The sequence below is a fragment of the Anaerotignum lactatifermentans genome (assembly GCF_014982935.1).
In the GTDB taxonomy this organism is placed as follows: domain Bacteria; phylum Bacillota; class Clostridia; order Lachnospirales; family Anaerotignaceae; genus Anaerotignum; species Anaerotignum lactatifermentans.
In genome coordinates, this window is sequence record NZ_JADCKK010000017.1 from 33,966 (window position 1) to 52,033 (window position 18,068).

Below are 18,068 nucleotides of genomic sequence, written 5' to 3' on the forward strand. Positions count from 1 at the left end.
TGCGACAGCAAGCCCTTATTTTTTATGTACGCTTTCTTTTCAGCAATTGCAGGGTATCTTCATTCAGACAGCCCAATGCACCCAGAAAGACCAGATACAGTATGCCCATACCCAACAGTGTTCCGCAGAATAACAGAGGGGAAGGGGTACTGGTTTGGATGATCAGACGGATAATAAGAGCCGCAGCGATTCCTGCGAGGATGGGACGTCCAAAACAGTCAAAGAGGGATGGCGATACACCTGTGCGCTTTTTCAGTTTCCGCAAAGAAAGAATGGTGACTGCTAGTAGACTGCAAAACCATCCGGCACAAAAGGCACTTAATCCCCAATAAGGCATAGCGAACCAAATAAAAGCAATGGTAATGAGTGAAGAAAGAATATGGCTCCAGAACAGGAAAAAATGTTCTCCCAAGCCATTCAACAGACCATTGATGGTGGTTTGCCCATATAAAAGAGGACAGAGAAATGCCAGTGGAAATAAAAGCTGCCCTAAATTGCTTCTGCCGTAGACTACATAACAGATTTCCCGCGGAAAAACAGCGAATAGGCAGGCAGAACCAGCACCTAATATAGAGGTCAGCAAAAGGGAAGCGGAAACAGTACGGCGAATGCGGTTGTTCTGGCTGACAGCACACGCTTCAGAAATTTCAGGCACCAGTGAAACGGAAAATGCCATGAGAAAGGCAGAAGGCAACATCAGCAAAGGCATTACCATCCCTGTCAGTTCCCCATAGGAAGCCAGTGCTTCTTGAGAACTGCTCCCGAATAATGCTAAGCGTTGGGGAATGAGGATATTTTCCAGCGTGGAAAGGAGAGAACCGGTGATGCGGATGGCACTTAAGGGAATTGCCATGGATAATATCAGGGAAAAACATGCGCCGGAAGAGATGGCAGGTTTACGAATGAATTTCCAACGGCGTTTTTTGTGCAGGTAGTGGAAGAACGTATAACAAAAAGCGCCGGCTTCGCCCAGTACGATGCCGCAGACGGCAGCAAAGCAAGCATATTCCAATCCTTGTGGTACAAAAATCCCTGCCAGCAGATAAATGGAGCCAATGCGAAGCAATTGCTCCAGAATTTGTGAAAATGCAGGAACTGTCATTTGCTGGAGTCCTTGGAAAAATCCCCGCAGGCAGGAACCAACGGACATAAAAGGAATGGCAAATGCCAGCAGCCGCAGAGAAAGAGCCGTCCTAGGCTCTTGTAAGACATGCAGGGCAATCCAGTCTGCACCCCAAAAGAGAACACAGCTGAGAAGGATGCTCAAAAGCAGACACAAGGAAGCAGATTGTTTGACAATTCTGCCGATGGAACCATTTTCTCCTCGGGCATGTTCCCGGGCAGTCAGGCGGGAAACGGTTACGGTGAATCCACCGGCAGTGATGCTCCATGCCAGTGTATATAAGGGCAAAATCAATTGATACAGCCCCATGCCTTCTGCGCCGATATAGTTGGACATGAAGATTCGGTAAAAAAATCCCATGCATTTTGTCAGGATATTTGCGCCGGCAAGTATGGCTGTTCCTACCAGCAGTTGTTTGCGTCCCATAAGTTCCTCCAAAAAAAGGCTTTTTATATTTTATAGGAAAAACAAAAAAATATGATTGTATTTTCTTTGTGTACATTTGTAATAAATAGTGAAATAAATTTCAGTTAGGCGAAAAAAGTTAATCAATAATATTGACAAATTCTGTATTTTTTTATATACTATCTATAAGAAAATCATAGGGAAGCCAGTTGATGCAGAGGGGAGACTTCGGACGTTCGAAACCGATGAAGCAATCCGCAGCCGCCGACTGCGGAGAATCTTTCAGGTAAACAGACCCTTTGTGGATGGAGCTCTGGAAAGTATTTCATTTACGATGAAATCGCCGTAGAAGTAAAACTTTCAGGCAAAGATACAGAGAGGATATGCAGGCAAACATGGTGCAGTGTGCCTACATATCCTCTTTTATTGTCCAGAGCGGTGATTTTCGAAAAAAGATGAAGGAGGATGATTTATGGAAAATAACAAACAGGAACTGAAAAAGAATTTGGGTATCTCTACTGCAATGGCAACAGTAGTCGGATGTGTAATTGGTTCTGGGGTATTTCTGAAGCCACAGGCAATCTATACAGCCACAGGCGGCGCACCAGGTCTGGGTATGATTGCATGGCTGATCACTGGTCTTGTATGTATTGCGGCGGCAATGACCTTTGCGGAAGTAGCGATCATGATCCCCAAAACAGGTGGTATGGTTGCATATCTGGAAGAAGCATTTGGTAGAAAGGTAGGTTTCTTGGCTGGTTGGATGCAGACCATTCTGTTCTACCCCGCCATGATCGCAGCACTTTCTGTAGCATTTGCACAGCAGGCAGCATTGTTCGTAGGGGACGGTTTGATCCTGCCTGTAGCAATTGTAGCAATTATTATCGTTATTGTTTTGAACGGTCTGGGCTCCGCAGTAGGCGGCGGCGCACAGGTTGTATTTACGATTTGTAAACTGATTCCTTTGATTCTGCTGATGGTATTCGGCTTTATCAAAGGTTCCGGCGACAATCCCATTTTCAGCCCCATGATCGGTCCCGATCTGAACCCCGCAGTTGTTCTGGGTCAGCTGATGATCGCGGTACTGTTCGCATTTGAAGGCTGGACAAACGTAGGTGCTATCGCAGGGGAAATGAAAAACCCCGGCAAAGACCTGCCTGTAGCAATCGTTGGTGGTGTATCCATCATCATGGCTGTTTACTTCGTTATCAACCTGGCATACCTGTGGGTACTGCCTGCAGATGAAATGATGAATATCGCAGTGCCTGCATCCGCAGTAGCCATTGCAGTATTTGGCGATTTCGGCGGTAAGATCATTTCCGTTGGTATCATGATCTCCGTATTGGGTGCAGCAAACGGTTTCGTTCTGTCCGGTTCTCGTGTATGCTACTCTCTGGCAGCAGAAGGTACACTGCCCGGCAGCAAATCTCTGGCAAAACTGAGCAAAACACAGGTGCCTTTCAATGCAATCCTGCTGGTAAGTATTCTGGGCGCTCTGTACGCTGTCAGTGGTCAGTTCAACATGCTGACAAACCTGGCTGTATTCTCTTGCTGGATTTTCTATACACTGACATTTATGGCAGTGATCCGTCTGCGTAAGACACAGCCTGATACAGTTAGAACATACAAAGTTCCTCTGTATCCTGTAATTCCTGCTATTGCCATCATCAGTGGTCTGTATGTAATCGTAAACCAGCTGTTTATGTCTGGTTTGCAGACAACAGTTCTTTCCGCTATCAGTATCGTTGTAACACTGATCGGTATTCCCGTATATGCGGCAACAACAAAAGGTAAAAATGCAAGATAAAAAATAACAAAAAACTGCAAATTTTTGTATTCATTAAAATTCCCTCTAAAACAGATACTCTCTTTGAGTATCTGTTTTTTATTTATATTTCATATGGGGAGAAACATTTTATACCCAATTTTGTAAAAAAATTACAATGTGCATTGTGTCTACGACAAAAAACAAAAGGATTCATTTTGTAATCAAAGATACGATAAGGGAGATTCCACTTCAAAAAGGTAAAAAAATCAAGAAAAATCGAATTCTTGTCATACAACATATGCAAAATAAGAAAATGCCTGTTCTGCTTGAAAAATAGGCAAAAGAGGCACTTTTTACTTTGTTTTTGTGTTGTTTTAAATACCACGAAATTGTATATAATGCATATAAAAATAGTTATTTTACAAAGAAAATATACATATTAAACAATAAAAAGTGCCGTGTTAAGAAAATGTTAGGAAATAAACCGTCATATAGCACTATGTCACTTGACATTTTCCTGTATGTAAATCATAATATAGACATTGGATTACAATACAAGGACACTATCGGCTAATATTTTAGAACCGATGGGTGCCAGCAACAATGGTTTTGATTTTTGCAGCTTTTGCGGAGGGATGATGGAATGTACCTGATTTTGCTTATATTGTGGTTTATATTCAGCGGCAAGGTGACACTGGAGATTTTCCTGTTTGGTCTGGTAATCTGCGGTTGGTTGTACTGGTTTATGACCAAACATATGGATTACAGCATTCAGAATGACTTGAAGCTGATTGCAAAAATTCCTCGTTTCATCAAATATGGCATCATTCTGGTTTGGGAAGTGATCAAGTCCAATCTGGCTGTTATCCGCATCATTCTTTCTCCTGGGCTGGAAGCAGATCCGACGTTTTATACCTTCGAAACAGATTTGAAAACAGAAGTAGCAAGGGTTACACTGGCAAACTGTATTACACTGACGCCGGGTACCTATACAGTTGCACTGGAGGATAACAAATACACCATTCATGCTTTGGACAAATCCTTTACAGAAGGCATCGAAGAATCGGTATTTGTCAAGCAGCTGAGAAAGTTGGAGGAATAAGCCATGAGTGTACTATTGGACAGAATTATGGAAGGCAGCATGGTGCTGCTGATTATCGGTATTTTTCTTGCCTTTGCAAGAGCGGTACGGGGACCTAGATTCACAGACCGTATCGTTGCCATCAATATGATTGGTACCATGACAACAGCAATTATTTGTATTTTATCGGCATATCTGAAAGAATCCATGTTGGTGGATGTGGCACTGGTTTATACACTGCTGAGCTTCTTGGCAGTGGTCATCATCTGCCACGTGGTTACACTGCACCACAAGGGGCGCGAATTGTATCTGAAACGGAAAGAACAGGAGGCGGAAAAACAATGAGAGAGATCATAGCGGGTATTTTCATTTGCATGGGCACCATTGTATTTGCCTTGTCACTGCTGGGAATCTACCGCCTGAAATATGTGATGAACCGTATGCATGCGGCAGCAATGGGTGACACCATGGGGCTGGGATTGGTAGTCATTGGACTTATCATTTTAGGTCATGATGTGTTCCACATTGCAAAATATATTCTGGTGATCCTGTTTTTCTGGATGTCCAGTCCCATCGCTTCTCATATGATTGGGAAGGTGGAAATGCTGACGAATAAGGACTACGACGAAAGGGTGCATGGCAAATGAGTATGGAAGTCAGTACAATCATACAAATGCTGCTGGTGGTATTTTTGATTGCCAGCGCCATTGGGGTATCGGTTACAAGAAATTTGTTTATTGCGGTAATTGTCTTTATGGGGTACAGCTCCATCATGGCAATTATCTGGGTATTTTTACAGTCGCCTGACCTTGCCATTACAGAAGCGGCAGTTGGCGCAGGCGTAGACAGCGTATTGTTCTTCCTCACGCTGAAAAAAGTACATGCGCTGAAAGGTACAAGAGAGGGTTAATATGAAAGAAGAAAAATCGTTCTGGCGAAAACTGAATGCTTGGATCAACGGAGAGGAAGCCCTGATTCATGCCGATGAATACATCGCCAGAAGGGAACAGCCGAAAAAACGGCAATGGCTGAAACGTCCTAACATACAGGAAATCAAGTCCAATAAAGGGCTGTACTGGTTTTTGTGTGTATTGATCTCCATTGTGTTCATCACCATCATGCTGCTGGTGGTATCCAATCTGCCAACATTTGGCGATCCCATGGACCCTGCCAATAATGAGGTCATGGAACGCTATCTGGAAAAAGGCATTGAAGAAACAGGGGCTATCAACTTTGTAGCAGGCATGATTCTGGACTATCGTGCATTCGATACCTTTGGGGAATCTAATGTATTGTTCCTGGCTGTTATCTGCGTACTGATGCTGCTGAAACGGGATAAGAAAAACATCAGTGAAGCAGAGGATAAGGAAATTGCAGAAGACGAAATGCTGGATGCGGCAGACCACAAATCCATTTTGAAGGTCGGCGCGAAGTATCTTTCTCCGTTGATTATCCTTTACGGCATTTACGTTATTCTCAATGGGCATCTTTCTCCCGGCGGCGGCTTCTCCGGCGGTTCCATCATCGGTGCAGGTCTGATTCTGTATGCAGCTGCCAACGGACATAAGAAAATGCAGACATTCTTTACATTTAAGACATTTACAGGCATCAGCGTTGCCTGCCTGCTGACGTACTGCGCATGCAAGAGTTATTCCTTCTTCACAGGGGCAAACCATGTGGGATACGCCATTCCCAAGGGGACACCTGGCAATATTCTCAGTGCCGGATTTATCCTGCCTCTGAATATCTGTGTTGGATTGATTGTTGCCGCTACCATGTACGGATTTTACGCACTGTTTACAAAAGGGGATATCTGATATGAGTCATTTGCTGATTAACTATTATGAAGCGGCTTCGGTAATCCTGTTTGGCATTGGATTCATGAATCTGCTTCTGCAAAATAATTTGATTAAAAAATTCATAGGTTTGAACATCATGGATACGGCAGTATACCTGTTCTTGGCAGCAAAAGGCTACATCAACGGCAGAGTCGCCCCCATTTTGTCAAACGGCATCATTGATGCGGATTATTACATCAATCCGGTACCAGCGGGTCTGGTGCTGACAGGTATCGTCGTTTCTGTCAGCATTACGGCTTTTTCTCTGGCACTGGTACAACGGCTGTATAAACATTACGGCACACTGAATATGGACGAAATCATGCGGTTGTCCAGAGAAAGGGAGGGTGAATGATGGAGCATGTGAATTGGATACACAACATTCCCTTCTTCAGCATTTTTCTGGCAATGTTCTGCGGCATCATCACACCGCTGATTAAGAACGGAAAGACTGCCTATAAAGTACATGCGCTGATGGTGCTTATTGTTGCAATCATGTCGGCAATCCTGCTGGTCAATGTGACAACCACAGGGGAATCCTTCACATTCATGATGGGTCACTTCCCCGCACCTTGGGGCAACGAACTGCGTGCAGGTCCATTGGAAGCCATGATGGCGCTCATCTTCAGCGTGGTTATGCTGCTGACAACCACAGGCGGTCAGGAATTTATTTTCCATGATATTGTGCCTGAAAAACAGAGTTTTTATTTCATTATGCTCAATGCCTTGTTTGGTTCCATGCTGGCATTGGCGTATACAAACGATATTTTCACAGCTTATGTATTTATCGAAATTCTGACCATTGCTTCCTGTGCACTTATCATGGCAAAGGGGACTGCTCAGGCAATGGTAGGTACCACACACTATCTGGTAATTAGTTTGCTGGGTTCCGGTACCATTTTGCTGGGGATCAGCATCCTGTACAGCATTACAGGACACCTGCTGTTCCCCCAGATGAAAGAAGCCATTGTGGAACTGGTGGCAACAGGACAGTATACATTCCCTCTGCTGGTGGTAACAGGGTTTGTGTTTATCGGTCTTGCCATCAAAAGTGCGCTTTTCCCCTTCCATTCTATGCTGCCCGGTGCTTATCAAGCGGCAGTTCCAACATCCAGTGGGGTGTTGTCCGGTCTGGTGCTGAAAAGCTACATCTTCCTTGCCATCAAACTGATTTATAGTGTATTTTCCGTAGATGTTATGCTGCAGCTGAAAATCATTGACATTCTGTTTGTATTTGGTCTGGCTGGTATGGTCATGGGGTCTGTGTACGCCATGCGGGAAACCCGTATGAAACGTATGCTTGCTTATTCTTCCGTGGCACAGATTGGGTATATCTACATGGGTATCGGCATGTCTACCAGAATTGCCATGGTTGCGGCTTGCTTCCATATCCTTGCCCATGCGGTGACAAAATCCATGCTGTTCCTTTGCTGCGGTCAGATGGTGCAGGACAGCGGCGGCAAAGAACAGATTTATTATCTGAGAGGTGCTGCACGGAGAAATCCTGTGGCAGGCATCGGCTTTACGGTCGGGGCATTGTCCATGGTCGGTGTGCCGCTGTTTGTAGGCTTTATCTCTAAGCTGTATTTCGCAACGGCGTCTGTATACTCGCCGGGGAAAATGGCAGCGGTTTTGATCGTCCTGGGGATCAGCATGATCCTGAACGCAATGTATTTCCTGCCTTCCGTTATCGCAATCTGGACACCTGTCAAGACAGAAGGAGAAGAACAGACACGTGTTTCTGTTTCGCCGGCTTTTGGCGTTTGTATCATTTTGTTTGTGCTGATCAATATCGCGTTGGGCGTATATTATCGTCCATTTATCGAAGTCATTGAACGGGGCATCATTTTGCTGCAGTAATAACGGGAGCATGAGGGGATAGGTGATAAAAAATGAACGGAAATGCAATCCTGCTGTTTCCTTTATTGTTTCCCGTGATTGCCGGCATTGTCATCGGCTTTCAGAAACAGGAAAAACAGCGGAATTTACTGGTGTTTGCAACACTGGTCATAGAACTTGGGGCGGTGCTCTATTTGTCCATGGGAGAATATACCTTCACCCTGTGGCAGATGACAGACCGTCTTGCGCTGGCATACCACACAGATGGTCTTGCTAAGCTGTTTGCCTGCATGATTTGTATCATCTGGCTGCTGGCAGGAATTTATGCCTTTGAATACATGAAACATGAACAGAAACCAGCACGGTTCTTCATGTTTTATACCATGTCGCTGGGAGCGCTTATGAGCCTTTGCTTCTCCGCGAACATGATGACATTATATTTATCTTATGAATACATGACACTTCTTACATTGCCTTTGGTTATCCATACAGGAACACCGGAAGCAGTGCGGGCTGGTATGAAATATCTGGGGTATTCCGTATTTGGCGCAGGTTTGGGGCTCATGGGCTTCTTCTTCCTGAACAGCTATTGCGATACCACCACATTCATGCCCGGCGGTACATTGAATCTGGAACTCTTGGCAGGCAATGAAAATGTGTTGCTGGCAGTATACTTCCTGATGATGATTGGTTTTGGCTGTAAAGCGGGTATGTTCCCGCTGCATGCGTGGCTGCCTACAGCACACCCGGTAGCACCTTCACCGGCATCTGCCGTCCTTTCCGGTATCATCACAAAAGGCGGCGTCATTGCCATCATCCGTGTGACATATTATCTGGTAGGACCTGATTTTATCCGTGGTACATGGGTGCAGAATACACTGCTGACCCTTGCCATCATCACCGTATTTATGGGTTCCATGCTGGCATATAAAGAAAAATTGCTGAAACGCCGTCTGGCATACTCCACAGTCAGTCAGGTTTCTTATGTGCTCTTTGGGCTGTTCCTGCTGCACCCACTGGGATTCTTGGGTGCACTTATGCAGGTGGTATTCCATGCGGTGGCAAAGAATATTCTGTTCCTTGGGGCAGGCGCAATCATTTACAAAACAGGTAAAACATTCGTATATGAATTGAGAGGACTGGGGAAAGAAATGCCTATTGTGATGTGGACATTTGCCATTGCTTCTCTGTCCCTTATCGGGATTCCGCCCACAGCCGGTTTTGTCAGCAAATGGTATCTGGCACAGGGTGGTCTGCAGCCGGACTTCGGCACTTTAGGGCTTGTTGGTGTTGCAGTGCTTATGGTCAGCGCATTGCTGACGGCGGGGTATCTGCTGCCCATCGTATCGGCGGCATTTTTCCCGGGAAAAGATTTTGATTACGGCAGTCTGAAAAAGAAAGAGCCCAATTACCTGATGACGGTTCCGCTGATTCTTTTGGCATTGGCAGCGGTGGCATTCGGGGCGTTCCCCCAGTGCCTGACAGACTGGATCACAAACATTAGCGGCGTCATTTTCTAAAGAAAAGGTGGGAACAATATGGGCGCATTGATTACGGTTTTACCGGTATTCTTTCCGATTCTTGCGGGAATTTGTCTGCTGCCGGTAAAATTCAAGGAAAGAAAACAACGAGAACAATGGGTTTTGACCATTGTGGTTTTGAACGCAATTTTTGCCCTGTTCGCCATCTGGAGCGGAAAGGCAGATGCGTTTACACTGTTCCATTTCAGCGATAAGCTGTCCTTGGAACTGCGGATGGATGGTCTGTCCAAGGTATTTGGCACCATGGTATCTATCCTTTGGATTCTGACCACCATTTACGGGTTTGAATATATGACCCACGAAGGACATGAAGACCGATTTTTCGCATTCTTCACCATGACCTTTGGCGTGGTATTGGGGATTGCCTTTTCCGGTAACTTCCTGACCATGTACTTATTCTATGAATTTTTGACACTGGTTACATTGCCTTTGGTTATGCACGCCATGGACAACAAGGCAAGACACGCCGGAAAGATGTATATTCTTTACATGATGTTCGGTGCGGCATTGGCGTTCATCGGCTTTGTATTTGTGTACTGCTATGGTACATCCATCGACTTTGTGCCGGGTGGGGTGCTGAATCCTATTCTGGTGGCAGGGCATGAAACCACATTGCAGCTGGTATTTATTGCCGCATTCTTCGGTTTTGGTGTCAAAGCGGCTGTTTTCCCGCTGTATCGTTGGCTGCCAAAAGCATCTGTGGCACCGACACCTGTTACAGCGCTGCTCCATGCGGTAGCTGTCGTAAAATCCGGTATCTTTGCCATCATCCGTCTGACGTATTACAGCTTTGGCACGGATTTTCTGGTGGGTACCGTGGCACAGAATGTGATGCTGGTGGCAGCTGCTATCACCATTGTATTTGGTTCCACAGTTGCTCTGCGGACACCTCATATCAAGAGAAGATTTGCGTATTCCACAGTGTCTAATCTGTCTTATATCATTTTCGGTATTGCGCTGATGACACCTCTGGGATTGGCGGCAGCATTGATGCACATGATTTACCATGCGGTACTGAAAATTACACTGTTCTTTACAGCTGGTGCGGTGCTGTATAAGACCCATCGGGAATACCTGTACGAAGTGGAAGGCTTTGGCAGACTGATGCCTGTCACATTTGCAGCCATGACCATTACGGGCATTGGGCTGGTAGGTATTCCGCCTTTTGCAGGATTCCACAGTAAATGGGCATTGGCAACGGCGGCAGTGCAGGGCGGAAATCCTGTATCCTATTTGGGAATTTTGGCGCTGATTATTTCCGCATTGTTGACAGCTCTGTATGTGTTTTATATTGTGGTGCGGGCGTACTTCCCTAGAAATAAGGAGTACCCAGAAGGATATTATGACCATGTCCAAGACCCGAACTGGTATATGAAAGGTCCCTTGATTATACTGACCATCGCATCTCTGGTGCTGGCATTTACACCGGGACCTTTGATGGAAGCTTTGCAGCGTGTTGTTATGCACTTGAACTAAAGGAGGGGAGAAAAAATGAATCATTCAATCATATTGCCATTTTTGGTTTTCTTCCCTATGCTGGGCGGTATCATCGGCTATATCATTGGCAGAAAGAATAAAAACGCCAGAGATTACTGGGCAATGCTGGTAACCCTCCTGACATTCGGCGCATCACTGCTGCTTATTGGCAAAGAAGAAGTCTTTCAGGAAGCAGGTATCTGTGGTCTGGGACTGCTCTTTGCCGGCGGCGGACTGCAAGTCATTCTGGCGGTACTGACTGGGGCTATCTGGTTTATCACTACCATTTATTCCAAAGAATATTTCCAGCAGGACAGAAACCGCAATCGGTATTATCTGTTCATGCTGCTGACAGAAGGGGCAACCATGGGGATTTTCCTCTCTGCCGACTTCTTTACTACATTTATTTTCTTCGAAATCATGTCCTTTACTTCTTTTGTGATGGTTATGCACGACGAAACAAAAGAAGCTATCCGGGCTGCTCACACCTATCTGGCTGTGGCAGTGCTGGGGGGCTTGGTGACACTCATGGGGCTGTTCATGCTCTATCAGAAAACGGGCACTTTGCAGATGGATCTGCTCCAGCAGTTTATGGCACAACAGACCGATAAATCTGCATTCTATGGCATTGGTGTTCTGGTGTTCTTCGGCTTTGCGGCAAAAGCGGGGTTATTCCCTCTGCATATCTGGCTGCCAAACGCTTATACATTGGCACCTGCCCCTGCCAGCGCACTGCTGTCCTGTCTGCTGACAAAGACTGGTGTGTTCGGTATTATGATGATTACCGCAAAAATCTTTTTCCATGATGCTCCTTGGGGAAATTTCATGCTCATTCTTGGTATGATCACCATGCTCATGGGTGCAATTCTGGCACTGTTCTCTATCAACCTGAAACGGACACTGGCGTGTTCTTCCATGTCCCAGATTGGTTTTATGATGGTGGGTATTGCCATGCAGGGTATTTTGGGCGAACATAACGCCATTGCCGCTTCCGGTACCTTGCTGCATTTCATCAACCATTCCATGCTGAAACTGGTGCTGTTCCTGTCCGCAGGCGTGGTATTTATGAACCTGCACGAATTGGATTTGAATAAAATCAAAGGTTTTGGACGGGATAAACTGCTGCTGAAAGTGGTATTTCTCATGGCACTTTTGGGTATCGGCGGTATTCCTCTTTGGAATGGCTATGTCAGCAAAACACTGCTTCATGAAAGTATTGTGGAATACATTCACATTCTGGAAGAAGCGGGACAGTCTGTGTTCTATATGAAAACAGTGGAATATCTGTTCCTTTTTGCCGGCGGTTTGACACTGGCGTACATGACAAAGATTTTTGTTGCTGTTTTTGTAGAGAAAAACAGCCATCCCTTACCGGTGCAGAAACAGGGGGCTTATTTGAACCCTGTGAATAAAGTGATTTTGGCATTGTGCGCATTGGCACTGCCCGTGTGCGGCATGCTGCCGCATCTGACACAGGATCGTATTTCCGCTGTTGGTGTCACATTCCTGGGTGCCCATGCACCAGATCACGCAGTGGAATACTTCGCTTGGGTGAACTTGAAAGGCGCAGTCATTTCCCTCATTGTAGGCGCGGCTGTGTACTTCCTTTTTGTCCGTACCGTTTTGATGCGGGAAAACGAAGATGGCGAAACCGTTTATCTGGATCGTTGGCCTGCATGGCTGAATCTGGAAGAAAAGGTATACCGTCCGCTGCTGCTGGGGGTACTGCCTTTTATCGGTGGTTTCTTCGCAAGATTGGCAGGTACTTTGACAGATGGGTTTATTTCCCTGCTGCGTATGGCAATCTTTAACAGCGACAACGCAAGAGTCATTCCTCCAGAAGATAAGTATTTCTCTGCTTATACCGATGGGGAAACAGACAAAACCGTTTACCGGGAAGGCTTTGCACGAAGCCTGCTGATGATTGGTATCGGTCTTGCCATTGCCATGCTTTATATTTTGATTTAAATAAAAAAAGATAGATGAAACGGGGGATTCTCGGGGCATCTATCTTTTTTTCGTTATTTGACAGGAAGCTTTTTGCTATGTAAAATAAAATTAGAACAAGTCATACAAAAGGAGAACGAACATACATGAATTGGAAAAAAACAGCAGCCCTTGTGCTGGCATCTGTATTTATACTGGGAGGCTGCTCGGAAAAACGAGAACAGGCACAGCAAATGCTTGCTCAGGCGAAAGAGGAAAATCGCCACGAAGCCACCACTTTTGCCATGGATACCATCATGACATTTACGGTGTACCATGAGGATGGCGAACAGATTATGACCGACGCGGAACAGGAAATCCGCAGACTGGAACGTTTGTTTTCTGTGACCATGGAGGACAGCGAAATTGCACAGCTCAATGCCAATGCAGGAAAACAAGCGGTGCCGGTTTCTGAGGATACCATGTATCTGCTGAAAACCGCTAAGGAAATGGATGAGTTGACAAATGGATGTTATGATATGACCATTTCTCCTGTGGTGAAGGCGTGGGGATTTACAGAGGAAGAACATCATGTGCCTACCCAGGCGGAACTGGATGCACTGATGCCTCTGGTGGATAACGACAGTGTGATACTTTCTGAAGAAGACCAGACGGCGTATCTGGCAAAAGAAGGTATGGCAGTAGATTTGGGCGGTATTGCCAAAGGCTACACTTCTGATGCAGTCACAAAACTTATGAAAGAAGAAGGCGTAGAATCCGCCTTGATCTGGCTTGGCGGCAATATTTCTGCCATCGGCAATAAACCCGACGGAAATCCTTGGAAAATAGCCGTGGAAAACCCCTTAAATACAGAGGATTATGTAGGCTTGGTGGAAGTATCTGACTGTTCTGTCATTACATCTGGCGGATACCAGCGGTACTTCGATCAGGACGGCAAACGGTACCATCACATCATCGACCCTGCTACGGGATATCCTTCCGACAGCGGTCTGCTTTCTGTGACTATCATTTCGGAAAACGGCACAAAAGCCGATGCCCTTTCTACAGCCCTCTTTGTTATGGGCTATGACCGCGCAGTGGAATTATGGCGGCAGAGTGATGATTTTGAAGCAATTTTTGTAACGGAAGATGGGAAAGTCATTGCCACAGAAGGGATTGCGGATCAGTTCACTTTTGAGGGACAGGACAATGATTTTACATATGAAACGGTGACAAGATAAAGAAAGGCGGGTATGTTATGAAAAAGTTGGCAACATTTTTGAATGATTATGTGCTGGAATGCGACTGGAAAGACATGGCACTGATCAAAACCTGTGTTTGCGCTTTTGGGGTGATGCTGGGTCTGACAGTAAAAAAAGAACGGAAAAAACCCATTATGATCATCAGTTCTTTGATCTTTCTGGTGACAGCATGCTTGACAGCAGTGCGGTTTGTGCTGGAATTGTCTGAGGATGATTTTGAAGAAGATTTCGAAGAAGATCACAAAGACGATGAAGAAGGCTTTGTGATGCGGATTGTAGCAGAAGACGAATAAAAATAAAAAGACCGAATCTTTATAGGTTCGGTCTTTTTTTGTCAAAGGCGTTTTTTCAGTATACGTTTTTCCAACAGATTGATGGCTTCGTAAAGAAGTGCTGCCAAAATGGAGAGAATGACAACACTCATGAGAACCCAGGAAAGTTTGAAAACCTGGCTTCCGTAGATAATGAGGAAGCCCAGACCTGCCTGTGCCACCAGAAATTCCCCGACGATCACGCCCACAAAGGAAAGCCCGACGTTGATTTTCAAAGCGTTGACCATACAGGGAATATTGGCAGGAAATACGACTTTTTTCAGAATCTGCCATTTTCCGCCGCCAAAAATGCGGATGAGTTTGATTTTTTCCTCGTCGGTCTGTAAAAATCCGTTGAGAACAGTCATGATGGTAACAATGACAGATGTGAGCAGTGCCACAACGATGATGGAAGTTTTGCCATTGCCCAGCCAGACAATGATGATTGGGGCAAGGGCTGTTTTGGGCAAGGCGTTGAGAACCACCAGATAGGGCTCTGCTACATCGGAAATCATCCGGTTCCACCAGAGCAGTATGGCAGTCAGTGTACCGAGAATGGTGCCAAGCACAAAGCCGGCAACGGTTTCTGCTAACGTAACGCCGATGTGTTTCCAAAGCATACCGTTTTCTGCCATTTCCACAGCGGTCGCCCAGATTTCTGTGGGCTGGCTGAACAGAAAGGCATCTACCCAGCCTTTGCGGGCAGCTACTTCCCACAAGAGGAAAAAGCCAACCAACAGCAAAATCTGTATGGTGTAGATGGTATAACGCCGCAGTTTCAGACGACGCAGAAAGGCAGCCTGCTGGGCAGAAACGGGAGGTCGTTTGATTTCACGCCACATGGACATCCAGCTCCTTCCAGATTTGATTGAAATATTCTCGGAATTCCGGGGCTTCCCGGGCTTTCATGGGGGTACGGTTTTCCACGGAAAGGGAAATGGTGTGGATTTTTTTCAGCCGCGCGGGACGACCAGATAACACGATGACGCGGTCGGAAAGGCTGATGGCTTCGGAAATGTCGTGGCTCACCAGAAGGGCTGTTTTTCCTTCCTTGCGGATGATGGTACCGATTTCGTCTGCTACAGACAGTCTGGTTTGATAATCCAAGGCAGAAAAAGGCTCATCCAGCAGCAGAATATCTGGGCGGACGGCAAGGGTACGAATCAAGGCAGCCCGTTGGCGCATGCCGCCGGAAAGTTCCGAAGGGAAACGGTCTTTGAAATCGCCTAAGCCGTATTGATCCAGCATGTGGTCTACAAAAGCGATGTTTTCCGGTGTCAGTTTGCCTTGCAGTTCCAATCCCAATTGGGCATTGCGGCGTATGGTGCGCCATTCCAGCAGATGGTCTTTTTGCAGCATGTAGCCGATGTTGCCGTTGACGGAAAGACTGCCGGATGAAGGGGGAATCAGTCCTGCCAGCATGGATAATATGGAGGATTTACCGCAGCCGCTGGGACCAACAATGGTGACAAATTCCCCTTCCTCCACGGAAAAAGACAGATGGGAAACGGCCTTCGTTTCGCCGCTGAGACTGTGATAACTGAGGGTGACATCATGCAGAGAAAGCATGGGGCGCAATGGGAAGACCTCCTTTGCAAATTATATGTTTATACTATGGAGGCAGGGACAAAAGGTGCCTTTCCTACTGTAAAAAACTGTGGTATACTTTTGAAAAAATGAAAGAAGGGATTTTATGTCACAGGAAATCAAACCAGCATTGGTTGTTATTGATATGGAAGAAGGATTTTTGAACGAAAACTCTCCGCTGTACATCAAACAGGCGGCAGATACGGTACCTGCACTGGCAAAGGTCATCGCCGAAGCGAGAAACAGAAAAATTCCCGTTTTCTTTGTGAACCGCATTTACCGGAAAGACGGCAGCGATGTGGAAGCGTGCCGTTATGACAACTGGCTGGCAGGGGGACGCTGTTTGGCGCCAAACAGCACCGGGGACTGCTCCATTGAAGTGCCGGAAGCTTTTACACCACAGGCAGGGGATTATACCATCATCAAGCCTAGATTCTCTGCATTTTTCCAGACGGAACTGGATTTGATTCTGCGCAGACTGCGGGTGGACACCGTTATTTTGACTGGTACCACCACACCAAACTGTATCCGTGCAACCTGCTATGATGGGTTATCTCTGGACTATAATGTGGCAATCATCGAGGATTGCTGTTCTTCCAGAAGTGAAGCGGTACAGAAAGCCAATATGGAGGATATGGCATTTATCGGCGCAACGGTGTTGGATGCGGAAGCCTTCCTGAAAGAAGGCGTTGTCATGAAAAATGTGGTGCAGGAAGTGCGAGATCGGGTGGAAGCGGACGAAACAGCACCGGAATAAAAAACAGGGGTAAAATGGGGGCGGTGAAAGGAGTTTCGTATGAAAAAGAAAGGGATTTTTCTGCTGGCAGGCGTGCTTGTCATTGGCATACTGGCTTCTGCATTGCAGACCCATTTGAAAGTCCAGACATATAAGCTGGAATCTTCGAAAATTACATCTCCAGTCCGTCTGGCAGTGGTTACAGATCTGCACAGCACCATTTACGGTGAGAATCAGGAGAAACTGGTAGCATTATTAGAGGCACAGGAACCTGATGCTATACTGCTGTCAGGGGACATTGCAGATGACGAAGTGCCCCATGACGGTACAAAGCAGCTGCTGGATGCCATTGGAAATACATATCCTTGTTTTTATGTTTCTGGCAATCATGAGCATTGGTCTGGAGAATATGAGAAAATCGCGGAAATGATTGCTTCTTATGGCGTTACCGTTTTGGAGGGAGAAACAACGGAGCTGGATGTCAACGGCAATGTCGTTCAGATTGCAGGCGTCAATGACCCGGATAAGTTCTCTGATTTTTCTGAATGGGAAAGCCAATTGGAGCAGGTGAAAGCAGAAAGGAATGACGATGATTTTACCATTCTCCTATCTCATCGCCCGGAATTGGTACAGTGGTATGCAGAAAGCGGCTTTGATTTAGTGGCGGCTGGACATGCCCATGGGGGACAGGTGCGGATACCCTTCATTTTGAATGGGTTGTTTGCGCCCAATCAGGGATGGTTCCCGGAATATGCTGGAGGTATGTATCCACTGGAGGAAACTACTATGGTGGTAAGTCGGGGACTTTGTAAAAACAATCTGCCCCGTATCTGGAATCCGCCGGAAGTGGTCATGGTGGAATTGGTACCGAGTGAAGTGTGAAATAGGAAACGCATTTCAAGAGGGTATGAAGAAAAGTCTGTAAATAAGATTCTTCTATGATAAGACTGGGTGGAATGCTTTGAAATGAAGCACTCCACCTTTGTTTTATATATACCATCCAAAAGATGGCATGTCAATAACAGGCGGCTTTTCCGCCTGTTTTAACCAATCTGTTCTTTTTATTCTGGAAGCCGTCCTTCATACATAATACTTAATTCTCCGTAGACCTGACCCCAGTTCCGGATGGTGGTTGTCCATTTTTTTGTGGCTTCAAAGGTAGCCAGATACAGGGC

Annotated in this window: 18 protein-coding genes and 2 riboswitches; of the genes, 15 read left to right on the forward strand and 3 right to left on the reverse strand. The window is 46.0% G+C overall.

Annotated features, from left to right (window positions below; genetic code table 11):
* Nucleotides 1-22: 22 nt before the first annotated feature.
* On the reverse strand, nt 23-1,549 hold the full coding sequence (locus tag INF29_RS06230; protein WP_193485317.1) for a putative polysaccharide biosynthesis protein: 1,527 nt from the start codon (nt 1,547-1,549) through the stop codon (nt 23-25).
* A gap of 188 nt (nt 1,550-1,737) precedes the next feature.
* Nucleotides 1,738-1,836: riboswitch (glycine riboswitch) on the forward strand.
* Between the two features lie 3 nt (nt 1,837-1,839).
* A riboswitch (glycine riboswitch) is annotated at nt 1,840-1,906 on the forward strand.
* A 94-nt stretch (nt 1,907-2,000) separates the two neighbouring features.
* Here INF29_RS06230 and INF29_RS06235 point away from each other — a divergent pair.
* The 13 genes from INF29_RS06235 (at nt 2,001) to INF29_RS06295 (ending at nt 14,552) form a co-directional block, all read left to right on the forward strand.
* Entirely contained in the window at nt 2,001-3,335 is a 1,335-nt protein-coding gene (locus tag INF29_RS06235; protein ID WP_087988722.1) for an APC family permease, read from the forward strand.
* 604 nt (nt 3,336-3,939) lie between these two features.
* On the forward strand, nt 3,940-4,398 hold the full coding sequence (locus tag INF29_RS06240; RefSeq protein ID WP_072850785.1) for a Na+/H+ antiporter subunit E: 459 nt from the start codon (nt 3,940-3,942) through the stop codon (nt 4,396-4,398).
* A gap of 3 nt (nt 4,399-4,401) precedes the next feature.
* Nucleotides 4,402-4,722, forward strand: a complete 321-nt coding sequence (locus INF29_RS06245) for a monovalent cation/H+ antiporter complex subunit F (RefSeq protein WP_072850782.1) — start codon at nt 4,402-4,404, stop codon at nt 4,720-4,722.
* Nucleotides 4,719-5,024, forward strand: coding sequence for a cation:proton antiporter (locus INF29_RS06250; protein WP_022254819.1), 306 nt, complete (start codon nt 4,719-4,721; stop codon nt 5,022-5,024). Before INF29_RS06245 ends, INF29_RS06250 begins: the two co-directional genes overlap by 4 nt.
* Nucleotides 5,021-5,287 carry a hydrogenase subunit MbhD domain-containing protein gene (locus tag INF29_RS06255; RefSeq protein WP_022254818.1) on the forward strand — a complete coding sequence of 89 codons (267 nt, stop codon included), beginning with the start codon at nt 5,021-5,023 and terminating at the stop codon, nt 5,285-5,287. The genes INF29_RS06250 and INF29_RS06255 overlap by 4 nt, the downstream gene beginning before the upstream one ends.
* 1 nt (nt 5,288) lies before the next feature.
* Nucleotides 5,289-6,194, forward strand: a complete 906-nt coding sequence (mbhE, locus tag INF29_RS06260) for a hydrogen gas-evolving membrane-bound hydrogenase subunit E (RefSeq protein WP_072850778.1) — start codon at nt 5,289-5,291, stop codon at nt 6,192-6,194.
* A gap of 1 nt (nt 6,195) precedes the next feature.
* The gene (locus INF29_RS06265; RefSeq protein ID WP_072850776.1) at nt 6,196-6,570 is read left to right on the forward strand and encodes a sodium:proton antiporter; all 375 of its coding nucleotides are present in this window, start codon (nt 6,196-6,198) and stop codon (nt 6,568-6,570) included.
* Nucleotides 6,570-8,075 (forward strand): complex I subunit 5 family protein, encoded by a 1,506-nt coding sequence (locus tag INF29_RS06270; RefSeq protein ID WP_087988719.1) that lies wholly within the window; start codon nt 6,570-6,572, stop codon nt 8,073-8,075. The genes INF29_RS06265 and INF29_RS06270 overlap by 1 nt, the downstream gene beginning before the upstream one ends.
* 32 nt (nt 8,076-8,107) lie before the next feature.
* Nucleotides 8,108-9,574: a complex I subunit 5 family protein gene (locus tag INF29_RS06275; protein WP_193485319.1), complete on the forward strand. Its 1,467-nt coding sequence runs from the start codon at nt 8,108-8,110 to the stop codon at nt 9,572-9,574.
* A gap of 18 nt (nt 9,575-9,592) precedes the next feature.
* Nucleotides 9,593-11,071: a complex I subunit 5 family protein gene (locus tag INF29_RS06280; RefSeq protein WP_072850772.1), complete on the forward strand. Its 1,479-nt coding sequence runs from the start codon at nt 9,593-9,595 to the stop codon at nt 11,069-11,071.
* A gap of 15 nt (nt 11,072-11,086) precedes the next feature.
* Nucleotides 11,087-13,039 (forward strand): complex I subunit 5 family protein, encoded by a 1,953-nt coding sequence (locus INF29_RS06285; RefSeq protein WP_193485321.1) that lies wholly within the window; start codon nt 11,087-11,089, stop codon nt 13,037-13,039.
* Nucleotides 13,040-13,164: 125 nt separating this feature from the next.
* Nucleotides 13,165-14,238, forward strand: a complete 1,074-nt coding sequence (locus tag INF29_RS06290) for an FAD:protein FMN transferase (RefSeq protein ID WP_193485323.1) — start codon at nt 13,165-13,167, stop codon at nt 14,236-14,238.
* A gap of 17 nt (nt 14,239-14,255) precedes the next feature.
* Nucleotides 14,256-14,552: a hypothetical protein gene (locus INF29_RS06295; protein ID WP_072850766.1), complete on the forward strand. Its 297-nt coding sequence runs from the start codon at nt 14,256-14,258 to the stop codon at nt 14,550-14,552.
* A 41-nt stretch (nt 14,553-14,593) separates the two neighbouring features.
* On the opposite strand, the gene INF29_RS06300 is transcribed toward INF29_RS06295, so the two are convergent.
* Together INF29_RS06300 and INF29_RS06305 are read right to left on the reverse strand one after the other, a co-directional pair.
* Nucleotides 14,594-15,412 (reverse strand): ABC transporter permease, encoded by an 819-nt coding sequence (locus INF29_RS06300; RefSeq protein ID WP_022364425.1) that lies wholly within the window; start codon nt 15,410-15,412, stop codon nt 14,594-14,596.
* Nucleotides 15,402-16,148 carry an ABC transporter ATP-binding protein gene (locus INF29_RS06305; RefSeq protein ID WP_022364426.1) on the reverse strand — a complete coding sequence of 249 codons (747 nt, stop codon included), beginning with the start codon at nt 16,146-16,148 and terminating at the stop codon, nt 15,402-15,404. The genes INF29_RS06300 and INF29_RS06305 overlap by 11 nt, the downstream gene beginning before the upstream one ends.
* A gap of 115 nt (nt 16,149-16,263) precedes the next feature.
* On the opposite strand from INF29_RS06305, the gene INF29_RS06310 reads away from it, so the two are divergent.
* Both INF29_RS06310 and INF29_RS06315 read left to right on the forward strand, forming a co-directional pair.
* Entirely contained in the window at nt 16,264-16,914 is a 651-nt protein-coding gene (locus INF29_RS06310; protein ID WP_193485325.1) for a cysteine hydrolase family protein, read from the forward strand.
* Nucleotides 16,915-16,953: 39 nt separating this feature from the next.
* A complete protein-coding gene (locus INF29_RS06315) occupies nt 16,954-17,775 on the forward strand; it encodes a metallophosphoesterase (protein ID WP_193485327.1) in 822 nt (273 codons plus the stop codon).
* Nucleotides 17,776-18,068 lie beyond the last annotated feature (293 nt).

Bases quoted from the DNA above. Each gene is read 5' to 3' on its own strand.
- INF29_RS06270 (WP_087988719.1), top strand. From the start codon at position 6,570: ATGGAGCATGTGAATTGGATACACAACATTCCCTTCTTCAGCATTTTT.
- INF29_RS06310 (WP_193485325.1), top strand. From the start codon at position 16,264: ATGTCACAGGAAATCAAACCAGCATTGGTTGTTATTGATATGGAAGAA.
- INF29_RS06240 (WP_072850785.1), top strand. From the start codon at position 3,940: ATGTACCTGATTTTGCTTATATTGTGGTTTATATTCAGCGGCAAGGTG.
- INF29_RS06285 (WP_193485321.1), top strand. From the start codon at position 11,087: ATGAATCATTCAATCATATTGCCATTTTTGGTTTTCTTCCCTATGCTG.
- mbhE (WP_072850778.1), top strand. From the start codon at position 5,289: ATGAAAGAAGAAAAATCGTTCTGGCGAAAACTGAATGCTTGGATCAAC.
- INF29_RS06255 (WP_022254818.1), top strand. From the start codon at position 5,021: ATGAGTATGGAAGTCAGTACAATCATACAAATGCTGCTGGTGGTATTT.
- INF29_RS06230 (WP_193485317.1), bottom strand. From the start codon at position 1,549: ATGGGACGCAAACAACTGCTGGTAGGAACAGCCATACTTGCCGGCGCA.
- INF29_RS06245 (WP_072850782.1), top strand. From the start codon at position 4,402: ATGAGTGTACTATTGGACAGAATTATGGAAGGCAGCATGGTGCTGCTG.
- INF29_RS06265 (WP_072850776.1), top strand. From the start codon at position 6,196: ATGAGTCATTTGCTGATTAACTATTATGAAGCGGCTTCGGTAATCCTG.
- INF29_RS06315 (WP_193485327.1), top strand. From the start codon at position 16,954: ATGAAAAAGAAAGGGATTTTTCTGCTGGCAGGCGTGCTTGTCATTGGC.
- INF29_RS06300 (WP_022364425.1), bottom strand. From the start codon at position 15,412: ATGTGGCGTGAAATCAAACGACCTCCCGTTTCTGCCCAGCAGGCTGCC.
- INF29_RS06275 (WP_193485319.1), top strand. From the start codon at position 8,108: ATGAACGGAAATGCAATCCTGCTGTTTCCTTTATTGTTTCCCGTGATT.
- INF29_RS06250 (WP_022254819.1), top strand. From the start codon at position 4,719: ATGAGAGAGATCATAGCGGGTATTTTCATTTGCATGGGCACCATTGTA.
- INF29_RS06235 (WP_087988722.1), top strand. From the start codon at position 2,001: ATGGAAAATAACAAACAGGAACTGAAAAAGAATTTGGGTATCTCTACT.
- INF29_RS06280 (WP_072850772.1), top strand. From the start codon at position 9,593: ATGGGCGCATTGATTACGGTTTTACCGGTATTCTTTCCGATTCTTGCG.
- INF29_RS06295 (WP_072850766.1), top strand. From the start codon at position 14,256: ATGAAAAAGTTGGCAACATTTTTGAATGATTATGTGCTGGAATGCGAC.
- INF29_RS06290 (WP_193485323.1), top strand. From the start codon at position 13,165: ATGAATTGGAAAAAAACAGCAGCCCTTGTGCTGGCATCTGTATTTATA.